The organism is Sphingobium lignivorans, from assembly GCF_014203955.1.
Lineage (GTDB): Bacteria > Pseudomonadota > Alphaproteobacteria > Sphingomonadales > Sphingomonadaceae > Sphingobium > Sphingobium lignivorans.
The window spans coordinates 2,433,096-2,456,749 of the sequence record NZ_JACHKA010000001.1; the positions used below are offsets into that span (position 1 = coordinate 2,433,096).

Sequence of the window (23,654 nt, forward strand, 5' to 3'; positions counted from 1 at the left end):
GTGCTAGGGTGGCGGCTCAATGGTTCGCCTGGCGCCGTTTCCCCGTAGACTCCATGTTTTCCAGCCAGGGCAAGGCCCCCGGCGGGCGCGTTCGTCATGAGCCTCTCGCCCCAATGGCTGGACGAACTGCGCGCGCGCACAACGCTTTCGACCCTGATCGGCAAGACCATCAAGGTCCAGAAGGCCGGGCGGGAATACAAGGCGTGCTGCCCCTTCCACAACGAGAAGACGCCCAGCTTCACGATCAACGACGAGAAGGGCTTCTACCACTGCTTCGGCTGCGGTGCGCATGGCGACGCCATCCGCTGGATGACGGACCAGCGCGGCCTGCCTTTCCTCGATGCCGTGAAGGAACTGGCGGCGGCAGCGGGGATGGAGGTGCCGGCACCGGACCCGCGGGCGGCGAAACGCGCCGAGAAGGCGCGATCGCTGCACGATGTGACGGCGGCGGCGCAAGGCTGGTTCGAGGCGCAGCTCGCCGGCCAGGAGGGAACGCAGGCAACGGCATATCTCGCCCGGCGCGGCATCTCGGACGCGACTCGCCGCAGCTTTGGCCTGGGCTACGCGCCGGATAGCCGGGGCAGGCTCAAGGCGGCCCTGCACGAGTTTCCCGAGGACATGCTGGTCGAAAGCGGCATGCTGATCCAGCCTGAAGACGGCAACCGCGACAGCTACGACCGTTTCCGCGGCCGGCTGATGATCCCGATTCGCGACCAGCGGGGCCGGGTCATCGCCTTCGGCGGCCGCATCCTGGGACCGGGCGAGCCCAAATATCTGAACTCGCCCGAAACGCCGCTGTTCGACAAGGGACGCACCCTCTACAATCTCGACAAGGCTGCGCCGGCCGCGCGCAAGGCCGGCCGCTTGATCGTGGTCGAGGGCTATATGGACGTCATCATGATGGCGCAGGCCGGCATCTGCGAGACCGTGGCGCCGCTCGGGACCGCCCTGACCGAGGCGCAGATCGAGAAGCTCTGGACGATGGTCGAGACCCCGCTGCTTTGCTTCGATGGCGATGCGGCGGGCCAGCGTGCGGCCCTGCGCGCGGCCCATCGCGCACTGCCGCTGCTGCGACCCGGTCACAGCCTCGCCTTCGCGACCCTGCCGGCCGGACAGGACCCGGACGACCTCATCCGGAGCGCGGGCACCCGGGCCCTGGAAGACGTGCTGTCCGGCGCCATCCCGCTCGTGGAGCTCATCTGGCGCCACGAGCATGAAGCGCTGCCGCTCGATACGCCGGAAGCGCGCGCCGGTTTCAAGCAGCGCCTCGCCGAGCTGTGCCGCACGATCTCGGACGGGGACATCCGCGCGCTCTACAGCCGGATGTTCAAGGAGCGCTACGACGCCCTGTTCTTCGCGCCGCGCCAGACCCCCAGCTTCGGCGGACAGCCCGCCCGCAGGCCGGCGCGCGACCAGCGTGGCGGGCGGTGGACGCCCCCTCCCCCGCCGCCGACGGACGAAGCACGCGCCATCGGCGCGAGCGGCAGCGACGCCATGCTGCTGCGCGCGGTGATTGCCGGTCTGCTGCGCTTTCCCGAGGAAATTCTCATCCATCGCGAGGCGCTGGCGAGCCTCACGCTCACCGACGAACGACTCGCGCGATTGCTCGACAGGCTGATTGAAGCGAGCGACATCCAAGAAACTGTTGAAACAGAGCGACTGCTTACCATATTGGGCGACAGTGAAGTGTATAATATGGCGAAGGGGTTGCTCCGCGCCGATGCGCTGCAGTTCACCTTCACCCGGGCCGAAACGGACAGGCAGCGCGCACAGCGTGACCTGGCGGAGGCTATCGCGGTGATTGTGGCGATGCCGCGAATCGACGCTGAGCTGGCGGCGGTCACAAGGGCGATGGCGGATCAACTGGACGAAGCGGGCTTTGCCCGTCAGCAGTCCCTGCGCAAGCTGAAGGCGGATTTGGCCGCGCGCGTGGCCGAACTGGCCCAACCCCCCGAAGAATGAACTTATGGCTGGTGCGTGATGCGCCCGGCTTGGAGCAAGGCGACGCATGGCGAGCAAGATCAACCAGAACGAAGCAGGCACCGAAGAGAGCGGCGATGCACCGCTGCTCGACCTCAACGAGGCCTCGATCAAGAAGCTGATCGCCCGCGCCAAGAAGCGCGGCTACATCACTTATGACGAGCTGAACAACGCCCTGCCGCAGGACCAGATGTCTTCCGAGCAGATCGAGGATGTTATGTCCGCTCTCAACGACATGGGCGTCAACATCGTCGAGAACGACGAACAGGGCGATGACTCCGAGGACGGCGCCGAACCCGAGGCCGACACGATCGACGGCGCGGCCGAGGACGAGGACGGCTCGGGCAATGTCGGCGAGAAGAAGAAGGAAACCGTCGACCGCACGGACGACCCCGTGCGCATGTACCTGCGCGAGATGGGCGCGGTGGAGCTGCTCAGCCGCGAAGGCGAAATCGCCATCGCCAAGCGCATCGAGGCCGGTCGCGACACGATGATCCTGGGCCTGTGCGAAAGCCCGACCACGTTCAACGCGATCATCGAATGGTCCAACGCCCTCAACAATGGCGAGATGCAACTGCGCGAGATCCTCGATCTCGACGCCATGCTCTCCAAGGACCCGGCACCCGAATCGCTCTCCGAGGACGGCGAAGGCGACGATGACGGCGAGATCAGCGAGAAGACCGCCGGCCCCTCCTTCAAGGAAGAAGAGGACGTCGAGGAGGAATCCGCCGACGACGACGAGGAGTCCATGGTCGAGCGCCGTACGCCGCGCGCCGAGGAAGAGGATGAAGAGGACAACACGCTCTCCCTCGCCGCGATGGAAGAGCTGCTGAAGCCCGCCGCACTCGAGAAATTCGCCAACATCACCCAGCTCTACAGCGCGTTCGGCAAGATCCAGCAGGCACGGCTGATCGCGCTGGGCAATGGCGTGGAATTCCCCGCCAAGGATGAAGCCAGCTACCACAAGCTGCGCGAGGACCTGACCGCGGAAGTGGAAAGCGTCCAGTTCCACCAGCAGAAGATCGAATATCTCGTCGATCAGCTCTATGCCTTCAATCGCCGGCTCACCACGCTGGGCGGCCAAATGCTACGCCTCGCGGAGCGCCACAAAGTGCCGCGCAAGGACTTCCTGGACCAGTATGTCGGCCATGAGCTGGACGAGGCCTGGCTGGAGAAAGTCGGCAAGATCGACAAGAAATGGAGCGCCTTCGCGAGCGCGGAAGCAGGTGCCGTGGAACGCATCCGTTCCGAGGTGGCCGAGATCGCGCAGGCAAGCGGCACCTCGCTGCCCGAGTTCCGCCGCATCGTGAACATGGTGCAGAAGGGCGAGCGCGAGGCACGCATCGCCAAGAAGGAGATGGTGGAAGCGAACCTGCGCCTCGTCATCTCCATCGCCAAGAAATACACGAACCGCGGCCTGCAGTTCCTCGACCTCATCCAGGAAGGCAATATCGGCCTGATGAAGGCGGTGGACAAGTTCGAGTATCGCCGCGGCTACAAGTTCTCGACCTATGCGACCTGGTGGATCCGGCAGGCGATCACGCGCTCCATCGCAGATCAGGCGCGGACCATCCGCATCCCGGTTCACATGATCGAGACGATCAACAAGCTGGTGCGGACAAGCCGCCAGTTCCTGCACGAGCAGGGCCGCGAGCCGACGCCGGAGGAAATGGCCGAGCGGCTCTCCATGCCGCTGGAGAAGGTGCGCAAGGTGATGAAAATCGCCAAGGAGCCGATCTCCCTCGAAACGCCGATCGGCGACGAGGAGGATTCGCATCTGGGGGATTTCATCGAGGACAAGAACGCGATAATCCCCGTGGATGCGGCCATCCAGGCCAATCTCAAGGAGACGGTTACGCGGGTTCTGGCCTCGCTCACGCCCCGCGAGGAGCGCGTGCTGCGCATGCGCTTCGGCATCGGCATGAACACCGACCACACGCTCGAGGAAGTGGGCCAGCAGTTCAGCGTGACCCGCGAACGCATCCGCCAGATCGAGGCGAAGGCGCTGCGCAAGCTGAAGCACCCGAGCCGCAGCCGCAAGATGCGCAGCTTCCTGGATCAATGAACGGGATTATGGGCCGGTCCTGAAAGGCCGGCCCTGTCCCATCACGCTTCGGCCGTCCGCCACCGCGCGCCCGATGCGCGGCGACACCTTTCGTCAGAAGCCGAAGTCCGGCCGATCGGGTCGCTTGCCGGTAACCCAGTCGTAGACCTCGACGACCTGCGCGGCCTTGCGTTCCCAACTGTAGAGCGCATCGATCCTCGCCCTGCCCCGTGCGGCCATCGCGGCGAGATCATGCTGCTCGGCCGCCATCTCCGCCAGTACCTGCGCCGCACGATCCCGCATGATCTCCCGCGAGCCGATGGGCAGCCGGAAGCCTGTCTCGCCCGTCACGATCTCGGCGGGACCGCCATAATCGGCGATGATCGGCACGAGCCCCAGCGCCATCGCCTCGATCACCGCGCCGCCACCGAACTCCCGCACGCTGGGAAACAGGAAAACGGACTTGTCCCGCGCGATCTCCGGCACCTCGCGATGCTCCACCCACCCCGCGAAGGTGACGGCATCGGCCACGCCCAGCCGGGCGGCCAGCGCCTTGAGATCGGCCATCATGGGGCCATCACCGATGATCGTGAGCCGAGCGACGCCCGCCCGCAGCAGGTCCTGCGCCGCCTCGATCGCAACGTCCGGCCCCTTGTAGGGCACCAGCCGGCCGATGAAGCAGAGATCGAGCCGCGCGTAGCGATCCGGCTGGCCATAGTCGGCGAAGCGCGCAGGATCGATCGCGTTTTCGGGGATATATATGCACTTTCCGCGCGCGCCCTCCGGCAACTCCGACGCAGTGTGCCGGGAGCCTGCGATGATCGCGGCCGACCGCCGCCACGTCCGCTTTATGCCGGGCATCGCCTTGTAGGCATTGCGGACATAGGACAGCCACTCCTTCTCCTGATGCCGCTCTCTGGTGAAGGCGCGCGGCCAGGGAATGCCGCCGTTCAGCGGACCGACGACGAACGGGACGCCGGCGCGGGCACAGCGGCCGGCAAGCAGGCTCGGCGCGGTGGGGCTAAGCGGCGTGATCCGGTGAACCACATCGAATTCGCCAGCCCTGATCTGCTTGCCGAAGCGACGCCACACCATGCTCTCGAACAGCGGATAGAATAAGGACTGAAGCGCCGTCACCGTCGTCCACCCCTTGCCGGCCCCGCCGCGCAACTTGCCGATGATTGTCCAGAGCGGCTTCATGAGCGCTTCGGTATCAATAGCGGTGAAATCCCGGCCTTCGACGAGGCCGGCACGCTCGAAGGCGGCTTTGTTGCGAACCTGCGTCACGATATGGGCGTCAGCGACCGAGCGGATCGCATTTGCCAGCGACCAGCCGACCAGCGGAACGCTGACCCATTCCGGGTTGGCCGCCTCGGCGATCAGCAGGGCTCGATAGCGTGACGTCATCAGCGGGAACTCCGTGCGGACCGGGCCCGTCAATAGGCCGACTCGCTTTCTCTATGACACGGGATGGGAGGGCGCAAATCACGAGTGAGATCGCCTCTCGCGCCGTAGCTGGCCATTTGTCCGAGCGCGTTACAGGTCCGTCTTGCCCGCTCAAAACGTCAGCCCGTGCCACAGGCCGGACGAGCCGTGGAACCAAATTTCCGCACCATTAACTGTGCCAATTCCGGCCGGTCCATGGTAGAATTTGGGTGGGCGCAGAGCACAATATCAATAGCTTGTTAACGTCCTCCGCTCTACTTCCGGTGTGGGGACGACGTCGATCCGGTAACGGACGACGCGATGAGGTTTGTCATGAACGAGCAGCCCCGCCAGTCGACCAATTCCAGCCTCGCTGCCGTGATCGCAGCCATAGTCGACCAGGACGGCTCCGCGGCTCACGGCTATTGCGCGCCCGCGGTGGCGGGAGAGCGCCATGCGTTCGTCCGCGACCTCGTCGACTTCGCCGACTTCGTCCATCTCGTCACGCTCCTCCATGGCCATGTGCCGGGCCTGGTCGATCATGCAGCCGCCCGGACGGTGGAAGTCTTGGCTCGCGGGTGGCTCATCAAGTCAATCGACGCGTTCGTGACCGAGCGGCAGTTCCTCAACCGGCTGAGCGTGGCTGTCGGACCGCTGCCAAGCACCGCCGGTCATAGCGAAACGAGCACCGTCGTCGCGCAGCAGCGGCACGCGATCGAGATGCTCGCACAATCCGACCGGCGGGGATGCGCCCTCGGAACAGCCGTGACGCTGACGCTGGAATGGCACCCCATTCGCGCCATCCTTGATGCCGGTGCGCTTCGCCTCGGCATCGAGCCGTCGATCTGCACGGTGCCCAGCCGCCCGGAAACGCTGGCGCTACTGAACGATCTTCCCGACCCGGACCGCATCGCCCGGGCGGTTCAGTTCGGCGCGACACAGCTTGTCGGCCAGCATCGCGGCATGTGGGACCTGCTCCAGGCCCGCGCCGCCGTGCGCAAGATGCAGGACTGACAAACCGCCGACGACCCTTTAGGTGAGGCACCGGCGCGCCGCATCCCGCGGCGGGTGCCAGGCGGGAGCGCGTGCCGCGCAGGACTTCGATTCGATGCCGGCGGGCGCAACGCGCTTCGCGCGCATCCGCGCCCGGCTGGAAGCCGCCCAGCCCGAGCGCGGACCGGCGGCATGGGTTTATGAATTTCTGCTGTTCGGATGCGCGCGAAGGATCTGCCCTCACAGGTTCAGCAAAGCGCGAATTTTCGCCTGAACCTCAACCAGCACGCCCTGGGGCACCGCGCCTTTCCTGGAGGCGAGACGAGCCCGCCAGTCGAGACTCTTGATCTGATCGGCCAGCACCGCGCTTGGCGGAGTCTCGCTCACGACAACCTCGAACGGATATCCTTTTATCCTCGACGTCATCGGACAGCAGATCATCATCCCGCGCGCACGATTGTACGAAGCCGGCGACAGCACAACGGCCGGGCGATGGCCCGCTTGCTCATGGCCCGCCTGAGGGTCGAAATGAAGCCAGACAATATCGCCGAGTTCCGGAACATAAGCCCCCACTACCAGACTTCCTTGCCTGCCGGCGGACCAAAGTCGACTTCTTCCGGGAAGGTGTCAGGCGTCATGCCACTGAGCAGCGAGTCCAGGTCATAGGAAGGCGTGGAAACCGGCTCGATGATGATGCGTCCCTCTTCCTCGCGGACATCCACCTCCTGATCGATGCGCAGAGATGCCGATGCCATGATCGAGGCCGGGATTCTCACCGAGGCGCTATTGCCCCATTTCTTGACATGAACACGCATTCTCATTGCCCTTGATGTATCGACAACGATGATACGTGACTCGCGGGCAGAGTGTCAACAAATGTATCAACAGAGAATTGGCGCGAGGTTCCGAGTGACAGCCCAGAGCGTCGTGACCAGCCCGTCTACGAAGGCGAACCGGATTGAGCAGTCCAGCAGACAGCCACTCAGTAAAGCAGATGCGCTGCCCTCGCCTGCGCCCAGGCGGCCTCGTCGGGCAGGGTCAGCGCGTCGAGATCGGCGGGGGTCGCAGCGGCATCGTCCACCCATTCGCGCAGCAGCGGCGAGCCGTTGATGACGTCGATGGGCAACTTGCCAAGCTCATATTCGTAGGGGAAATCGCGCCAGAGGGGATAGTCCGGCAGCAGCTGCCGGATGGCCTTGAAAGCAAGCGCCTGCACGCGCCAGGGACGGAACGCATCATGGCGATAGGCAGGGCCCTCGGCATGGATGTGAACGCCATTGCACAGCGTGCCGACATGCTTGTGGAAGGTCGGCTCGAACCAGCAATCACGCAGGATGCAGCCTTCCAGCCAGTGCGGCGCGAGCGCCCTCATGCGTGCGATCACGGCCCTGGCATCGATGTCCGGCGCGCCGAACAGTTCGAGCGGCCGCGTGGTCCCCCGCCCTTCCGAGAGCGTGGTGCCTTCCAGCATCACCGTGCCGGCATAGCAGCGGGCCATGTTGAGATTGGGGGCATTGGGGCTGGGATTGACCCACAGCCGCCCGGACGGCCAGCCGAAGCCGGGCGCGGCATTCGGGTCATAGTCTTCCATCGCAATCACGCGATAGTCCACGTCCAGCCCGAAATGCTCGACGAACCAGTGGCCCAGTTCCCCCATGGTGAGGCCATGGCGCATCGGCATTGGCCCCGCGCCGACGAAACTCTCCCACCCGGTCCGCAGGGTCAGCCCCTCCACCGGACGCCCGGCGGGATTGGGCCGGTCCAGCACCCACACCGCCTTGCCGAGCGGCGCCGCCGCTTCCAGCAGGTAAAGCAGCGTGGTGACGAAGGTGTAGATGCGACAGCCCAGATCCTGAAGATCGACAAGGAAGATATCCGCGCTGTCCATCATCGCGCGTGTGGGCCGGCGCACCTCCCCGTAGAGGCTGAACACCGGCACGCCGTGGACCGGATCCTCATAGTCCGGCGATTCCACCATATTGTCCTGCTTGTCGCCGCGCAGGCCGTGCTGCGGACCCATGGCGGCGGCCAGCGTCACGTCACCGCAGGCCGACAGGGCATCGAGCGCATGCGTGAGATCGGCCGTCACGGATGCTGGATGCGCCAGCAGGCAGACGCGCTTGCCGGCAAGGGGCCGGCGCAAGGCAGGATCGGCGAGAAGGCGGTCGAGACCGGTCTGGAAGCTCATGCGCTGCCCAGTGGCGGAAGCGCGAGCGCGAAGCAATCGCGATGATGAAAATCGGGCTTGCCCGGCGGATGCGCGAGCGCCCAGTAGCTGATCCGCCCGCCCTGCTCCTCGATCACTGCCGAAATGCCGATCCTGCCGGTGCGGTCCCACGGCAGGCAATCCTCGCACAGGCGCGCCGTCATGACGAGCCGCTCCGAACCGCCGGTAACCGCGATATCCGGCGCCGGCAGGTCGATGCGCGTCATGCCGGTGCGGTAATGATCGAAATGATAAGCGGCGAAGGCACCGGAAGGCGACAGATTCAGCTCCGCATAGGCATCGCCCGGGCGAGCGAAGAACAATTCGAAGCAGGTCGTCTTCCACAGCCCGTCGCTATGCACCGGTGGTGCCGCCGGCGGGAGGCTGACCAGGGATGGATCGCCGGCCGCGATGAAGCTGATCTCCCATCCGAAATCGGCCGTCCGTGCGATCCGCGCACCCAGCGCCACGATGGCCGCGCAGGGGGTCGCGGGATGGCATTGCAGGGCCCGCTCGGCCAAAATGCTACTCATGGTCCGGTTCCCATGCTAAGCGCGCCACCGTTTTCCTGACGGGCCGCCGCGAGAGAAGAAAATGGCAAGCTACAAGTCCGACCTGCTCAACCTGCTCGAAGAGCGGGGCTATATCCACCAGATCACCGATGCAAGCGGGCTCGACGCGCTTGCCTCCACGCAGGTCGTCCCGGGCTATATCGGCTTCGATCCCACCGCGCCCTCGCTGCATGTCGGGTCCATGGTGCAGATCATGCTCCTGCGTCGGCTGCAGCAGACCGGCCACAAGCCCATCGTGCTGATGGGCGGCGGCACGGGCAAGGTCGGCGACCCGAGCTTCAAGGACGAAGCGCGCAAGCTGATGACCGTCGAGACGATCAACAGCAACATCGCCTCGATCAAGACGGTCTTCGAGAACTTCCTGACCTTCGGCGACGGGCCGACCGATGCCATCATGGTCGACAATGCCGAGTGGCTCGACGCGCTCGAATATCTGCCGTTCCTGCGCGATTACGGCCAGCATTTCTCGGTCAACCGGATGCTGAGCTTCGACTCGGTGAAGCTGCGGCTCGACCGCGAGCAGTCGCTGAGCTTTCTTGAGTTCAACTACATGATCCTCCAGGCCTATGACTTCCTGGAGCTCTCCCGTCGCGCCGGCTGCCGCCTGCAGATGGGCGGATCGGACCAGTGGGGCAACATCGTCAACGGCATCGAGCTCTCGCGCCGCGTCGACGGCACCGAAGTCTATGGCGTCACCACCCCGCTCATCACCACGGCCGATGGCGGGAAGATGGGCAAGACGATGGCCGGCGCGGTCTGGCTGAACGAGGCGATGCTGCCGCATTTCGATTACTGGCAGTTCTGGCGGAACACGGACGACCGCGATGTCGGCCGCTTCCTGCGCCTGTTCACCGATCTCCCGCTCGATGAGATCGCGCGGCTCGAAGCGCTGGAGGGCGCGGAGATCAACGAGGCGAAGAAGATCCTCGCCAACGAGGCCACGGCGCTGTGCCGGGGCCGGGAGGCGGCGGAGGGTGCCGCCGAGACGGCGCGGCTCACTTTCGAGGCAGGCGCGGCGGCGGCCGCCACCGACCTCCCCACGATCCAGGTGGCAGGCGACAGCATCGGACTCGTCGCAGCCCTGACGGAGACCGGCCTTGCAGCGTCCAATGGCGAGGCGCGGCGCAAGATCGCCGAGGGCGCCGTGCGCGTGGATGATCAGCCGATCCGCGACCCCGCCCATCAGGTTCTGGTGGGGGACGCGCCCGTCAAGCTCAGCCTCGGCAAGAAGCGTCACGCCCTGCTGACGCGCTGAGCGGTCCGCGCGGAAGGGTGGCGGCAGGGAGCCGTAGGGCTCTCCGCCTTCGCGCTGTCCTGTCCGATCATGGGGAAAGCATCCGCTCATCGTTTACAGCGCGCTAGGGATGATGATTGACCTCCGGTTCACGGATGGGGCGGACAATGGTCGGTCCTGAGCCGGAGGAATGTCGATGTCGCTTCCCTCAACCGAATATGAGCCCCGGCGCGCCGTTCGCGAGACCATCGCCTGCCCGGCGCGCATCTGGGGCCTCACGCTGCCGCCGAGCGACGTGCTCGTGGTCAATCTCTCCGCGAACGGATGCATGCTGCAGTCCGACATGCCGGCATCGATCGGCGAGAGTCTGACGCTTGAGCTGCCGGACCTCGGCAGCCTGCGCGGCGTGGTCATATGGTCGACCGGCGCCCGCATCGGCCTCGAGTTCGAAGCGCTGATCCCGCAGGATGCCTATCTGCCCTTTCTTGAAAGACACCAGGACAGGAGCGATGGATAAGATCCCGTTTTACGAGGAAAAATGACGAAACGCCCGCACATATGACGGGCGAGCTCATCTCAACCCATAAGTCGCTAGGAGAGAGAGAATGACCCTGGAGGCCCCTCGGATCGCACCGGACATGCCGCGCCAGCGTCGGGAGACGACGCGCGATCTTGTCGATTTCCCCACCAGCATCGAACGAGGCGAGATACGGCTCGACGTCCGGCTGATCGATGTCTCGGCCCGGGGTTTCCATGCCCGTTGCAGCGACGCCCGCTTCGTCCGCGGGGAAGCGGTGAGCGTCTGGCTGCCGCAATGCGGGCTTGTCCAGGCGCGCGTGATGTGGGGATTGCGCGGCTGCTTCGGCGCCCAGTTCATGGTGCCGATCGATCCGCGGACCTATCCCGACATACTGGCGGCGCTGCGCGCGCCTGCGGACAAGGCGCAAGGCGCGCTCCCGGGCTGATCGATTTCTGGGCCGGCACGACTGCCTGCAATGCCGGTCCAGCACGGCGCTGCTGTCTGGAAGTTTACGAAGATGACGACCCGTCCGTCTCATCTTCCGCTCTCCGCGCGCTTTGCGGTGGACCGACGCGGCGGACGCCGGCGCCTGCTCCGGCAGGGCTGGACGGTCTCGCCGGATGATGGAAGGTCTCCAATGAACAAGAGCTGCGCATTGCCCTGTCTCCTTCGATGCGAAGAGGCGTTCGGCAGGGCTGCCACGGCGGAGGGATGTAGGACAGGGAAAAACGAGGCTGATGGGGGGACCACCTCACGGCATACTCGTCCCAGATGGCCCCCTCCCTCCTGCGCAAGCGGGGAGCCCCCTGGGGGGGCGATGGCGTTGCCCCCTCTCCCAACCCTCTCCCTGAAGGGGAGAGCGCTCTAATCCCTCCGTTGAGTCAGCCGCTCGAGAGGAGTGCGATGGCCGCGTCGCGCTCGAAAAGGTAAAGGCAGGTGCGCGCAGCCTGCCCGCGCTCGGAATCGAGGCCTCCGTCCCGGTCCATCAGCAGCCGCGCGTCGTCATGGGCAGCCGGCAGCAAAGCCTGGATCTGCTCGGGCGTAGCGAGACGGAAGCGCTGCTCGCCGGACTGGCGCGTGCCGAGCAGCTCACCCGCGCCGCGCAGGCGCAAGTCCTCCTCCGCGATGCGAAAGCCATCGCCGGTCTCGCGCATGAGCGACAGGCGCGCGCGCGCGGTCTCCGAGAGGGTCTGGCCATGCAACAGCATGCAGAAGCTGCGCTGATCGCCCCGGCCCACGCGCCCGCGAAGCTGGTGAAGCTGCGCGAGGCCGAAGCGCTCGGCGGCCTCGATGACCATCAAGGTGGCATTGGGCACGTCGACCCCGACCTCGATCACCGTGGTCGCGACGAGAAGGCTCAGCCTGCCCGACGCGAATGCCTCCATGACGGCATCCTTCTCCGCGCCCGGCATGCGGCCATGGACGACGCCGACCTTGTCCGCCCCGAACCGGGCCCTGAGCCCTGCCGCGCGCACCTCGGCCGCGGCTTCGTCACCATCCTCGCTCTGCTCGACCAGCGGGCAGACCCAATAAGCCTGCCGCCCGGCATCGACATGCCGCCCGACCGCGGCGACGACCTCGTCGATGCGCGCATCCGAAATGACCCGCGTGTCGATCTGCTGCCGGCCCGGCGGCATCTCGTCCAGCCGCGAGACGTCCATGTCGCCATATTGCGTGAGAGTGAGCGTGCGGGGAATGGGCGTGGCAGTCATCACGAGGAGATGCGGCGTGCGCTCCGCCTTGGCAGTGAGCATGAGGCGCTGGGAGACGCCGAAGCGATGCTGCTCGTCAATGACGGTGAGAACGAGATTGCGATAGCTCACCGCCTCCTGGAAGATGGCGTGCGTGCCGACGAGGATATGGATGCTGCCATCCGCCAGCCCCATCAGCGTCGATTCGCGGGCCTTGCCCTTGTCCCGCCCGGTGAGCAGCGCGACATTCACCGGCAGGCCGGCGAGCATGGATTGGAGGCTCGCAAAATGCTGGCGCGCGAGAATCTCCGTCGGCGCGAGGAAAGCCGCCTGCCCGGACGCCTCCACCGCGTTCAGAAGGGCCATGAGCGCGACAAGCGTCTTGCCCGACCCCACATCGCCCTGCAGCAGCCGCAGCATCGGGACGGGCTGGGCCATGTCCCCCTCGATCTCCGCGAAGGCGCGCCGCTGCGCGCCGGTGGGCGAGAAGGGCAGCGCCAGCTTGTCCCGCAGGCGGCGGTCCCCGGCAACGGGCACGCCGCGCCGCCGCCGCGTCGAGGCCCGCAGCAGCATCAGGGCGAGCTGGCTGGCGAAGATCTCGTCATAGGCAAGGCGCGTGCGCGCAGCCTGCGCGGCAGGATCATGATGCGCCGCCGCCAGCGCCTCATGCCAGGCGGGCCATTGCTTGCGGGCGCGCAGCCCCGGCTCGATCCATTCCGGAAGTTGCGGCGCGCGGGCGAGCGCCTGCACCACCAGCTCGCGCATCCGCCCGTTGGTGATGCCTTCGGACAGGCCGTAGACCGGCTCGCGATCAGCAATGCCGGCGGCTTCCTCAGGCGGCACGACATGATCGGGATGGACGATCTGCAGCTCGTCGCCGAACCGGTCCAGCCGGCCGGAGACGAAGCGCGGCTCGCCGAGCGGAAAGAGCTTGCGCGGCCAGCCGGAATTCTTCCCGAAATAGACGATGCTCACGACATCGCCCGCCGCATCGACCGCGCGGATGCGGAACGGGGCACGCGCCGAGCCCGATGCGCGATAATCCTGGGCCGTGAGCACGACGCCCACCATGCGGCCGGTCTCCGCATCGGCGAGGCGATGGACGCGCTGCCGCTCGATCCAGCTCACGGGCAGATGGAAAGCGAGATCCACCGCGCGCGTGAGGCCCAGGCGCTCCAGCGGCCGGGCGAGCACATGGCCCACGCCCTTGAGCGCAGTGCTTTCCGTGAACAGCGGATTGAGAATATCAGGTCGCATGACTATGTGCGCCCTAGTCCAAGCCGACGGGACAGGAAAGCGCCCGCCGGCCTGCGAGCGTTGCGGCCGGAAGGGCGGCGGGCGGTAAGGGAGCCGTAAATGACTGACGAGAGCCGCCTGCGCAGGATGAAGTTTCGCGCATGGCACCGGGGCACCAAGGAAGCCGACCTGATGATCGGCGGGTTCTTCGACACCCATGCCGCCGGCTGGAACAGCGACCAGATCGACTGGTTCGAGCAGATCCTCGAGGAAGATGACGTGGACATCATGGCCTGGGCGCTGGGAACCCTGCCCTGCCCTCCCGAGTTCGAGGGGTCGATGATGCAGGCCATGCGGGCACTCGACTATATCCCCATCGCAAAGTGACGACCACGCCGCTGCCCGGACCATCGCTGCGACCGCCCCCGGGCAGAGGCGCGCGCGCGTGCCCGGCCGGCGGACGGGAGCGCCACTCTCACCCGTCCCCGCAGGGGCTTCAAGACCTGACATATGACTGACATCCAACGCATCCTTTCCGCCCGGGCGCCGCTCACCCTGTCCGGCGTCCCCAACGGCTTCCTCCCGGTGCTGCTCGCCGACCTCGCACGCGCGGCGAAGGGGCGGCTGTGCTTCATCGCGCCCGACGCGCAGGCGATGGACGCCATCGAGCAAAGCGTGGGCTATTTCGCGCCGGAAATGGCCGTGGTGCGCATCCCGGCATGGGATTGCCTGCCTTATGACCGCGCCTCCCCCTCGCTGCGCGCCGCATCGGAAAGGCTGGCGGGACTGCAGGCACTCCAGGCGCCGCTGAAAGGCCCCCAGCTCGTCCTCACCACGCTCAGCGCCGTCACCCAGAAGACGCTGACGCCGTTCCGCATCCGCCAGATGGTGGCGCGGCTGGCCCCGGGCGAGCGCATCGCCATCGACCGGCTGGTCGCGCTGCTCCAGTCCAATGGTTATGTCCGCACCGACACCGTCCACGACGCGGGCGAATATGCGGTGCGCGGCGGCATCGTCGATCTCTTCCCCTCCGGCGAACCCGGCCCGCTGCGGCTCGACTTCTTCGGCGACGAGATCGAGACGCTGCGTCGTTTCGATCCTTCCACCCAGCGGACGATCGGCGCGGTGCCCGGCTTCATGCTGCTGCCCGCCTCCGAAGCGCTGCTGGACGAGGAGAGCATCAAGCGCTTCCGCAGCCGCTACCGCGAGATGTTCGGCGCCACGGCGACGGGCGATCCGCTCTATCAGGCCGTGAGCGACGGCCGCCGGCTCGCGGGCATGGAGCACTGGCTGCCGCTGTTCGAGGAACGGCTGGTGCCGCTCTTCGAGCATCTTGCGGACGACACGCTCTGGCTACGGGACGGCGGCGTCGCCAGCGCGGCCGACTCGCGGTTCGAGGCGATCCGCGATTATCATGCCAATCGGGTGAACGCCGCCGGGGCGTCGCCGGGCAGCTACCGGCCGCTCCCGCCCGAGCATCTCTATCTGGCCGGCGAGCAATGGGCAGACGCCATCGCCGCGCTGCCGATCCACGCCACCTCGTCCTTCCACGAACCGGAAAGCGCCAGCGTCCTCGACTTCGCGGTGGACAGCGCGCGGGATTTCGCGCCCGAGCGCGCGCAGAACGCGAATGTCTACGAGGCCGTCGGGCGGCATCTCGAACAGGCGGGGCGCAAAGGGCGCAAGCGCATCATCGCCAGCTATTCGGCCGGCGCGCGCGAGCGGCTGACGGGCCTGCTCGCCGACCATGGCGTCAAGCGGCTGACGATAGTCGACAGCTGGCAGGAAGCGCAGGGCACGGCCGCCGGCGGCGCGGTGGCGCTCGCCGTGCTGCCGCTCGACCACGGCTTCGCTACCGCCGAGCTGGAAGTGCTGACCGAGCAGGACATGCTGGGCGACCGGCTGGTGCGCAGGACGAAGCGCCGCAAGAGTGCCGATGCCTTCCTTGCCGAGCTGGCGACGCTCTCGCCGGGCGATCTCGTGGTCCATGCCGACCATGGCATCGGGCGCTATGAGGGCCTGACCAGCATCCCGGTCGGCAAGGAACCGCACGACTGCGTCGAGCTCCATTATGCGGGCGGTGACAAGCTGTACGTGCCGGTCGAGAATCTGGACGTGCTCTCCCGCTACGGATCGGGCGAGGAAGGCGTCTCGCTCGACAAGCTCGGCGGCGAGGCATGGCAGCGGCGCAAGGCGCGGATGAAGGAGCGCATCCGCGAGATCGCGGGTGAATTGCTGGCCACCGCCGCCCAGCGCGCATTGCGGCCCGCGCCCGTGTTCGAGCGGGAAAGCGCGGGCTACCCGGCCTTCGTCGATCGCTTCCCCTATGAGGAGACCGAGGACCAGGACCGGGCGATCGCCGACGTGCTGGAGGATCTGGCGGCGGGCAGGCCGATGGACCGGCTGGTGTGCGGCGATGTCGGCTTCGGCAAGACGGAAGTGGCGTTGCGCGCCGCGTTCGTGACGGCGATGGCGGGAGCGCAGGTCGCGCTCATCTGCCCCACGACACTGCTGGCGCGGCAGCACCATCTCAACTTCGAGGAGCGCTTCCGGGGCTTCCCGCTGAAGATCGGCCGCCTCTCGCGGCTCGTGGGCACCAACGAGACAAAGGCGACCAAGGAAGGCCTCGCCGACGGATCGATCGACATCGTGATCGGCACCCATGCGCTGCTGGCCAAGGGGCTGACCTTCAAACGGCTCGGACTGGTCATCGTGGACGAGGAACAGCGCTTCGGCGTCACCCACAAGGAGCGGCTCAAGCAGCTCAAGGCCGACGTCCATGTGCTGACCCTGACGGCCACGCCGATCCCGCGCACGCTGCAGATGGCGATGAGCGGCCTGCGCGAGCTGAGCGTGATCCAGACGCCGCCGGTCGACCGGCTCGCGGTGCGCACCTACGTCATGCCCTGGGACGACGTGGTGCTGCGCGAGGCCCTGCTGCGCGAGCATTATCGCGGCGGGCAGACCTATTTCGTGGTGCCGCGCATCTCCGACATGGCGGACATGGAAGACTTCCTGCGCGAGAAAGTGCCCGAGGTTCGCTTCATCTCCGCGCACGGACAGATGTCCGCCAGCGAAGTCGAGGAGCGCATGTCTGCCTTCTACGAGCGCCGGTATGACGTGCTGCTCTCCACCACCATCGTGGAAAGCGGCCTCGACATCCCCAGCGCGAACACGATCATCATCCACCGCGCGGACCGGTTCGGCCTTGCCCAGCTCTATCAGCTGCGCGGCCGCGTCGGCCGGTCCAAGACCCGCGCTTATGCCTATATGACGACGCCCGCCGACCGGGTGATGACCGAGACGGCGGACAAGCGGCTCAAGGTCCTCTCCGACCTCGACACGCTGGGCGCGGGCTTCCAGCTCGCCAGCCACGATCTCGACATTCGCGGCGCGGGCAATCTGGTGGGAGACGAACAGTCCGGCCACATCAAGGAAGTCGGCTTCGAGCTCTATCAGTCGATGCTGGAAGACGCGATCATGGAGGCCAAGGCGCAGGGCGCGAAGATGCCGCTCGCCCGGCAGGACTGGTCGCCCCAGATCAATGTCGAGGCGCCGATCCTGCTGCCCGAGGACTATGTGCCGGACCTCGACCTGCGCATGGGGCTCTATCGCCGCATCAACGAGCTGGAGGACAAGGCCGAGATCGAGGCGTTCGCCGCCGAGCTTATCGATCGCTTCGGCCCGCTGCCCGACCCGACCCGCAATCTGCTCACGTTGATCGAGGTGAAGCTCAATTGCCGCACCGCCGGCATTTCCCGCATGGACATCGGCCCGCGCGGCGCGCTGGTCTCGTTCCACAACGACCAGTGTCCCAATCTCGCCGGCCTGCTCGGCTATGTGCAGAAGATCGGCCAGATCGCCAAGCTCCGCCCGGACAGCAAGCTGGTCATCCAGCGGGTATGGGGCGATCCCAAGGCGCGACTCAACGGGGCGCTGAAACTCAGCCAGGGGCTGGCAAAGGCAATCGGCTGAGCCGTGGAGGAAGGATGGGCGCGATGATCTCCATGGCGAACATGCTCTCATGATCGGCGCGATCGCGCTGCTCTGCCTGTGCCAGCTCGCGGGCGAGATCATCCACCGGCTGAGCGGCCTGCCCCTGCCCGGCCCGGTGATCGGCATGGTGCTGCTGCTCGGCTGGTTCGCCCTGATGCCGCGCGAGCGCCCGACGCTCAGCGCCGTCACGGGATGGCTCACTGCGCATCTCTCGATCATGTTCGTGCCGGCCGCGGTGGGCCTGGTCGAGCAAGGGCCGCTTCTCGCCCGTTACGGGCCCGCACTGGTCGTCGCGACGATGATCTCCACGCTGCTCACCCTGATCGTGGCGGTGACCGTCTTCCGCCTCGCCGCGCGGCGCATCCCGGCGAAGGACGAGGCACCATGAGCGCCATCCTCGCGATTCCGATCTTCTGGCTCGTCGCCACGCTCATCGTCTTCGAAGGCGCGGACATCCTCTCGCGGCGCAGCGGGCGGCATCCGCTCTGTCACCCCGTGCTGCTCGCGACTCCGGCGCTCATCGGCCTGCTGCTGGCGACCGGAACGCCTTATCCCGCCTATCGGGAGTCCACTGCCCTGCTGAACTTCCTGCTTGGCCCGGCGGTGGTGGGCCTTGCCGTGCCGATCTGGAAACAGCGGCGCCTGATCCGGCGGCTCGCAAAGCCGCTCGCCTTGGCCCTCCTTGCTGGCGCAGCGACGGCCATCACCAGCGTGGTGAGTATCCTGTGGTTGTTCGGCGCGCCGCCGGAAATCCTCGCCTCCGCCGCGCCGCGCGCGACGACGACGCCGGTCGCCATCGAGATGGCGGCGCAGCTTGGCGGCATACCGGCTCTGACGACCGCCATCGTCCTGTGCTCTGGTATCCTGGGTGCGATGATCGCAACGCCGATATTCGATGCGCTGAAGATCTCAGACTTCCGGGCGCGCGGCTTTTCGGTGGGCATTTCCGCGCATGGACTCGGGGCAGCGCGCGCCTTTCAGGTCAATTCCACGGCCGGCGCGTTCGCCAGTCTGGGCATGGCCCTGAATGCCGTCGCGACCTGCGTGATGCTGTCACTCATCGCCTTACTGGTCTGAACGCCTTGTTCCTGCGGCCCAAGGCTTTAAGAGCGGGCCCGTGAGCAATACCATCATCATCGGCAACGACCCTGCCGGCGCGCCGGTGCGCATCGACATCGAGGAACTGCTGGCGACCCGGCTGCTCGTGCAGGGCAATAGCGGCTCGGGCAAATCCCACCTGCTGCGGCGATTGCTGGAGCAGAGCGCCGCGCTCGTCCAGCAGGTGGTGATCGATCCGGAAGGCGACTTCGTCACGCTGGCTGCGCCTTTCGGGCATGTCGTGATCGACGGCGCGGCTTATGGCAGCGCCGAACTGGCCGAGCTGGCCGCGCGGATTCGCCGCCACCGCGCCTCGGTCGTTCTGGCGCTCGACGGGCTCGACCTGGAAGCGCAGATGCGCTGCGCGGCGCAGTTCCTCTCCGCCATGTTCGACGCACCGCGCGACCAGTGGTTCCCCGCGCTCGTCGTGGTCGATGAAGCGCAGATGTTCGCGCCGGCCGCTGCCGGGGACGTGAGCGACGAGGCGCGCCGGCTCTCGCTGGCAGCCATGACCAACCTCATGTGCCGGGGCCGCAAGCGCGGACTGGCGGGCGTCATCGCGACGCAGCGCCTCGCCAAGCTCGCCAAGAATGTCGCGGCCGAAGCCTCGAACTTCTTGATGGGCCGGACGTTCCTGGACATCGACATGCTGCGCGCGGCGGACCTGCTCGGCATGGAACGGCGGCAGGCAGAACAGATCCGCGACCTGGAGCGCGGCCATTTCCTGGCGCTGGGCCCGGCCATCACCCGCCGCCCGATCGCCGCGCGGATCGGCCCGGCGCAGACGGCGCCGCGCACGTCGATCAGCGGCCTCATCCCGCCGCCCGAGGCGCCGGCACAGGACATGTTCGCGCTCCTCCACGCCGACCTGCAGGATGACACGCCGCCGCCCACCCGGCCCGCCCCGCCGCCGCCGGAAAAGCTCGACAGCCTGATCGACCGCATATCATCGCCGCAAGCGCCGGACCTGCCCGCCGGCGCGCCGTCTGCCCCGGCCCCCGCCGAGACGCTCTCAAGGGAAGAGATGGACGCGGCGCTGGATGACATCCTTGCCGAGATGATCCAGGACGACGAAGCGCCCTATCGGCCCGCAGCCGTGACCTATCAGGATTTCACCGTCCGCTGCCGCATGCTGCGCCTTCCCGCCAACAGCCTGAGCCTTGCGGGTTTCCGGCGACGTTTCGCGATGGCGCTCGGCGGCTTCAACGGCTCGGGAGAGCAGAGCGAGGCCGAACAGGCCGTGCTCGACCTCGCCCGGGCCGTGCCGGACGATCTGTTGGCCCCCTTCCTGTGCATCGCGCGCGCTGCGATCGACCAGCAAAGCTGCCCCAACGACGAGCAGCTCGCCCATATCTACGGCACCCGCAGCCCCGGCCGCGTCCGTCGGATGCTGGAGCATCTCGAGAAAAGCGGGTTCATCGTGCTACGGACCGACTTTGGCGGGCGCCGCTCGGTCGGCCTGCCCGGCCTCAACCTCTCCACCGCGCCGCAGGAAGCATGAGCGCGATGCTGGCCGATCCGGCGGCCCTGCTGCGCAGCGTCTTCGGGTTCGAGGGCTTCCGGGGCGTGCAGGCGCAGGTCGTGGAGCGCGTGCTGGCCGGCAAGGCGACGCTGGCCATCATGCCGACCGGGGCAGGCAAGTCGCTCTGCTACCAGTTGCCGGCCGTGGCGCTGCCGGGCTGCTGCGTGGTGATCTCGCCGCTCATCGCCCTGATGCACGACCAGCTCCGCTCCGCCCGCGCGCTGGGCATTCGCGCCGCGAGCCTCACCTCGGTGGACAGCGACTGGCGCGAGACGCAGGATCGGCTGCGCGCGGGCGAGCTGGACCTGCTCTATGTCGCGCCCGAGCGCGCCTCGGGCACGGGCTTCCGCACCCTGCTGGAAAGCGCGCGCATCAGCCTGTTCGCCATCGACGAAGCGCATTGCGTCTCCGAATGGGGGCATGACTTCCGCCCGGACTATCGCCTGCTGCGGCCGCTGCTCGATGCTTTCCCGGACGTGCCGCGCCTCGCGCTCACCGCCACGGCGGACCGGCACACGCGCGACGACATTCTCGCGCAGCTCGGCATCCCGCCCGAAGGCCTCATCATCTCGGGCTTCGACCGGCCCAATATCCGCTACGCCGTCCAGCCGCGCGACGGGTTGCAGCGCCAGCTCCAGGACGTGCTGGCGGCCAACAGCGGACCGGGCATCATCTATGCGCCGACTCGTGCCGCCACCGAGCAGCTCGCGCAGGGACTGGCCCGGGGCGGACGCACGGTGCTGCCTTATCATGCCGGGCTCTCCAGCGAGGTTCGCGCCGCCAACCAGTCCGCCTTCCTCGCCAGCGAGGACATGGTGATGGTCGCCACGGTCGCGTTCGGCATGGGCATCGACAAGCCGGACGTGCGTTTTGTCGTCCATGCCGGCCTGCCCAAGTCCATCGAGAGCTATTATCAGGAAAGCGGACGCGCCGGCCGCGACGGGGAGCCCGCCATCGCGCTGCTGTTGTGGGGCGCGGAGGATTTCGTCCGGGCCCGCCAGCGGATCGCGGAAGTGGAGCCTGCCCGGCAGTCGGGCGAACGCGCCCGCATCGCCTCGCTTGGCGCACTGGTCGAGACGGCGGGGTGCCGCCGCGCGGTCCTGCTGCGGCATTTCGGCGAGACGCCGCCGCCGCAGTGCGGGAACTGCGACAATTGCCTTGAGCCGCCCGCATGCATGGACGTGACGGAAACCGCGCAGAAGCTGCTCTCCGCCGTCCACCGCACGGGCCAGTCCTTCGGCCTGGGCCATCTCGAAGCCGTGCTCACCGGCAAGAGCAACGAGCGCATCGTCCAGCGCGGGCACGACGCCCTCTCGGTGTTCGGCATCGTCGGGCGGGAGGAAGCGCCGCTCATCAAGCCGGTGGCCCGCGCCCTTCAGGTGCTCGACGCGCTCACGGCCAATGACCATGGCGGGCTCGCCTTCGGCCCGGCGGCGCGCGATTATCTGCGCGGCGAGGAGAAAGTGAGCCTCGTCCTGCAACCGGCAAAAGCCCGGGGCCGCAAGCGCGCCTCAGGCGGGCAGGACGTGAACGACCCCATTTTCGAGGCCCTGCGCGCCTGCCGGCGGGATCTGGCGAAGGAGGCCGGCGTCCCGCCCTATGTCATCTTCCACGACAGCACCCTGCACGAGATGGCGCGCATCCGGCCGAAATCACTGCGGGACATGGGCCTGGTCAGCGGCGTGGGCGAGCGCAAGCTGGACGCCTATGGCGCCGCCTTCCTCGAGGCGATCCGCCGCTTCGGCTGAGCCGGGCGACCAACCGGCGCGTCCTCCGCGCGCATTGCCAGGCCTTAACCAATAATTTGCCGACGCCCCCCTATGTGCCGTGATCCCTTTCGATGTGGTGGGAACACGGATGAGGAAGACGATCGCGCCCGGCAAGGTGAGGATGGGCATGAAGGTCCTCGGTTTCGAGGGCTCATGGCTGCATCATCCCTTCTGGAAGAAGAACTTCCGCATCGATGATCCAGAGACGCTCCGCAAGGTGCAGGAAAGCGACGTTTCCGGCGTGGTCATCGAGATTGGTATCGAGGACATCGCCGTGCCTGTGACAGCGCCCCGCCAGGCCCCTGCCCCGGCCAGCGCGCGTCCCCCGCGCCGGACGGAGGCGTTCGTGCCTGTCGCGCGCAGCGAGGCCCCGATCAACCAGGATCTGGAGCGCGCAAAGGCGGTGATGCAGCGCGCGCGGCGGATCATGTTCCGCGTCTTCGAAGAAGGACGCCTCGGCCGCGCGGTCAGGGGATCGGACGTCTCGGGACTGGTCGAGGAGATATCGGACGCCGTGATGCGCAACCCTGCCGCGATGCTGCACGTGGCGCGGATGAAGTCCAAGACCGAATATACCTACATGCATTCGGTCGCGGTGTGCACGCTGATGATCAACTTCGCCCGGACGCTCGACCTGCCCGAGGACAGCCATCGCGCAATCGGGATGGCGGGGCTGTTGCATGACCTCGGCAAGGTCACCATGCCCATCGAGATCCTCAACAAGACCGGGCCCCTGACCGACGCCGAATTCGAGCAGATGAAGATGCACACCCTGAACGGGCGGGATCTCATCGCGGAAAGCACCGACATTCCCGAGATCGCGCTGGACGTCTGCGCCCACCATCACGAGAAGATGGACGGAACCGGCTATCCCTTCGGCCGGCAGGGCGCGCAGCTCAGCGTGCATGCGCGGATGAGCGCCATCTGCGACGTCTATGACGCGCTGACGTCCGATCGCATCTACAAGCCGAGCTGGACGCCGCAACAGGCCCTCGGCGCCATGCAGGCGTGGCACGGGCATTTCGACGATCGGCTCTACTTCCAGTTTCTCCGTTCCGTCGGCATCTTTCCGCCCGGCATGCTGGTCGAACTCCGCTCGCAGCGGCTGGCGATGATCCTGCCCGGGGGTCGGCGCAACTCGCGGCCGCGCGCGCGCGCCTTCTACGACTTGCGACAGCGGGATTTCATCGAGCCCGTCGATGTCCAGCTCGATGACAGCCTGCGGCACGACCAGGTCCTCCGGGAAGCGAGCCCGCTTGCCCATGGCCTGCCGGACTGGGACCTGTTGAAGGCCGCGCTGCTGGGCGGCCGGGATCCAAGGCCAATGGTCGACAAGGCGGCCTGACTCGACGCGGCGGTGCCGGGCGC

19 protein-coding genes are annotated in these 23,654 nt (G+C 67.1%); 13 read left to right on the forward strand and 6 right to left on the reverse strand.

The genetic code is table 11. The annotated features are described in order from the left end of the window. The first annotated feature begins 96 nt into the window (after nucleotides 1-96). Together dnaG and rpoD are read left to right on the forward strand one after the other, a co-directional pair. Nucleotides 97-1,962 carry a DNA primase gene (gene dnaG / locus HNP60_RS11335; RefSeq protein ID WP_184153716.1) on the forward strand — a complete coding sequence of 622 codons (1,866 nt, stop codon included), beginning with the start codon at nucleotides 97-99 and terminating at the stop codon, nucleotides 1,960-1,962. A gap of 46 nt (nucleotides 1,963-2,008) precedes the next feature. After that, a complete protein-coding gene (gene rpoD, locus HNP60_RS11340) occupies nucleotides 2,009-4,045 on the forward strand; it encodes an RNA polymerase sigma factor RpoD (protein WP_014076735.1) in 2,037 nt (678 codons plus the stop codon). A 93-nt stretch (nucleotides 4,046-4,138) separates the two neighbouring features. Here rpoD and HNP60_RS11345 read toward each other — a convergent pair whose 3' ends face one another. Then, the gene (locus HNP60_RS11345) at nucleotides 4,139-5,431 is read right to left on the reverse strand and encodes a glycosyltransferase family 4 protein (protein WP_184153719.1); all 1,293 of its coding nucleotides are present in this window, start codon (nucleotides 5,429-5,431) and stop codon (nucleotides 4,139-4,141) included. A gap of 351 nt (nucleotides 5,432-5,782) precedes the next feature. On the opposite strand from HNP60_RS11345, the gene HNP60_RS11350 reads away from it, so the two are divergent. Further along, on the forward strand, nucleotides 5,783-6,463 hold the full coding sequence (locus HNP60_RS11350; RefSeq protein ID WP_260394849.1) for a DUF6975 family protein: 681 nt from the start codon (nucleotides 5,783-5,785) through the stop codon (nucleotides 6,461-6,463). Between the two features lie 219 nt (nucleotides 6,464-6,682). Here HNP60_RS11350 and mazF read toward each other — a convergent pair whose 3' ends face one another. From mazF to HNP60_RS11370, 4 genes are all read right to left on the reverse strand, one after another. Next, nucleotides 6,683-7,015 (reverse strand): endoribonuclease MazF, encoded by a 333-nt coding sequence (mazF, locus tag HNP60_RS11355; protein ID WP_014076738.1) that lies wholly within the window; start codon nucleotides 7,013-7,015, stop codon nucleotides 6,683-6,685. Then, complete coding sequence (locus tag HNP60_RS11360; RefSeq protein WP_221414706.1) at nucleotides 7,015-7,263, reverse strand: AbrB/MazE/SpoVT family DNA-binding domain-containing protein; 249 nt, start codon at nucleotides 7,261-7,263, stop codon at nucleotides 7,015-7,017. The genes mazF and HNP60_RS11360 overlap by 1 nt, the downstream gene beginning before the upstream one ends. A 161-nt stretch (nucleotides 7,264-7,424) precedes the next feature. Continuing rightward, nucleotides 7,425-8,630 carry an exo-beta-N-acetylmuramidase NamZ family protein gene (locus HNP60_RS11365; protein WP_184153725.1) on the reverse strand — a complete coding sequence of 402 codons (1,206 nt, stop codon included), beginning with the start codon at nucleotides 8,628-8,630 and terminating at the stop codon, nucleotides 7,425-7,427. Further along, nucleotides 8,627-9,181 (reverse strand): DOMON-like domain-containing protein, encoded by a 555-nt coding sequence (locus tag HNP60_RS11370; RefSeq protein ID WP_184153727.1) that lies wholly within the window; start codon nucleotides 9,179-9,181, stop codon nucleotides 8,627-8,629. Before HNP60_RS11370 ends, HNP60_RS11365 begins: the two co-directional genes overlap by 4 nt. Nucleotides 9,182-9,242: 61 nt before the next feature. Here HNP60_RS11370 and tyrS point away from each other — a divergent pair, with 61 nt between their 5' ends. The 3 genes from tyrS (at nucleotide 9,243) to HNP60_RS11385 (ending at nucleotide 11,419) form a co-directional block, all read left to right on the forward strand. Beyond that, nucleotides 9,243-10,475 carry a tyrosine--tRNA ligase gene (gene tyrS, locus HNP60_RS11375; protein WP_184153730.1) on the forward strand — a complete coding sequence of 411 codons (1,233 nt, stop codon included), beginning with the start codon at nucleotides 9,243-9,245 and terminating at the stop codon, nucleotides 10,473-10,475. Between the two features lie 175 nt (nucleotides 10,476-10,650). Beyond that, a complete protein-coding gene (locus tag HNP60_RS11380) occupies nucleotides 10,651-10,971 on the forward strand; it encodes a PilZ domain-containing protein (RefSeq protein WP_184153733.1) in 321 nt (106 codons plus the stop codon). An 88-nt stretch (nucleotides 10,972-11,059) separates the two neighbouring features. Then, a complete protein-coding gene (locus HNP60_RS11385; protein ID WP_184153735.1) occupies nucleotides 11,060-11,419 on the forward strand; it encodes a PilZ domain-containing protein in 360 nt (119 codons plus the stop codon). Nucleotides 11,420-11,855: 436 nt separating this feature from the next. Here HNP60_RS11385 and recG read toward each other — a convergent pair whose 3' ends face one another. After that, nucleotides 11,856-13,922: an ATP-dependent DNA helicase RecG gene (recG, locus tag HNP60_RS11390; RefSeq protein ID WP_184153737.1), complete on the reverse strand. Its 2,067-nt coding sequence runs from the start codon at nucleotides 13,920-13,922 to the stop codon at nucleotides 11,856-11,858. 99 nt (nucleotides 13,923-14,021) lie between these two features. On the opposite strand from recG, the gene HNP60_RS11395 reads away from it, so the two are divergent. From HNP60_RS11395 to HNP60_RS11425, 7 genes are all read left to right on the forward strand, one after another. Further along, on the forward strand, nucleotides 14,022-14,288 hold the full coding sequence (locus HNP60_RS11395; protein WP_014076747.1) for an FAD assembly factor SdhE: 267 nt from the start codon (nucleotides 14,022-14,024) through the stop codon (nucleotides 14,286-14,288). A 123-nt stretch (nucleotides 14,289-14,411) separates the two neighbouring features. Beyond that, on the forward strand, nucleotides 14,412-17,876 hold the full coding sequence (gene mfd, locus HNP60_RS11400) for a transcription-repair coupling factor (RefSeq protein ID WP_184153739.1): 3,465 nt from the start codon (nucleotides 14,412-14,414) through the stop codon (nucleotides 17,874-17,876). 49 nt (nucleotides 17,877-17,925) lie between these two features. Continuing rightward, entirely contained in the window at nucleotides 17,926-18,285 is a 360-nt protein-coding gene (locus tag HNP60_RS11405; RefSeq protein WP_184153741.1) for a CidA/LrgA family protein, read from the forward strand. Continuing rightward, nucleotides 18,282-18,974 (forward strand): LrgB family protein, encoded by a 693-nt coding sequence (locus HNP60_RS11410; RefSeq protein WP_184153743.1) that lies wholly within the window; start codon nucleotides 18,282-18,284, stop codon nucleotides 18,972-18,974. The genes HNP60_RS11405 and HNP60_RS11410 overlap by 4 nt, the downstream gene beginning before the upstream one ends. Before the next feature lie 40 nt (nucleotides 18,975-19,014). Further along, nucleotides 19,015-20,496, forward strand: coding sequence for a helicase HerA domain-containing protein (locus tag HNP60_RS11415; protein WP_184153746.1), 1,482 nt, complete (start codon nucleotides 19,015-19,017; stop codon nucleotides 20,494-20,496). Between the two features lie 5 nt (nucleotides 20,497-20,501). After that, the gene (gene recQ / locus HNP60_RS11420) at nucleotides 20,502-22,265 is read left to right on the forward strand and encodes a DNA helicase RecQ (RefSeq protein WP_184157015.1); all 1,764 of its coding nucleotides are present in this window, start codon (nucleotides 20,502-20,504) and stop codon (nucleotides 22,263-22,265) included. 109 nt (nucleotides 22,266-22,374) lie between these two features. Continuing rightward, nucleotides 22,375-23,631 carry a cyclic di-GMP phosphodiesterase gene (locus HNP60_RS11425; protein ID WP_184153749.1) on the forward strand — a complete coding sequence of 419 codons (1,257 nt, stop codon included), beginning with the start codon at nucleotides 22,375-22,377 and terminating at the stop codon, nucleotides 23,629-23,631. Nucleotides 23,632-23,654: the final 23 nt, after the last annotated feature.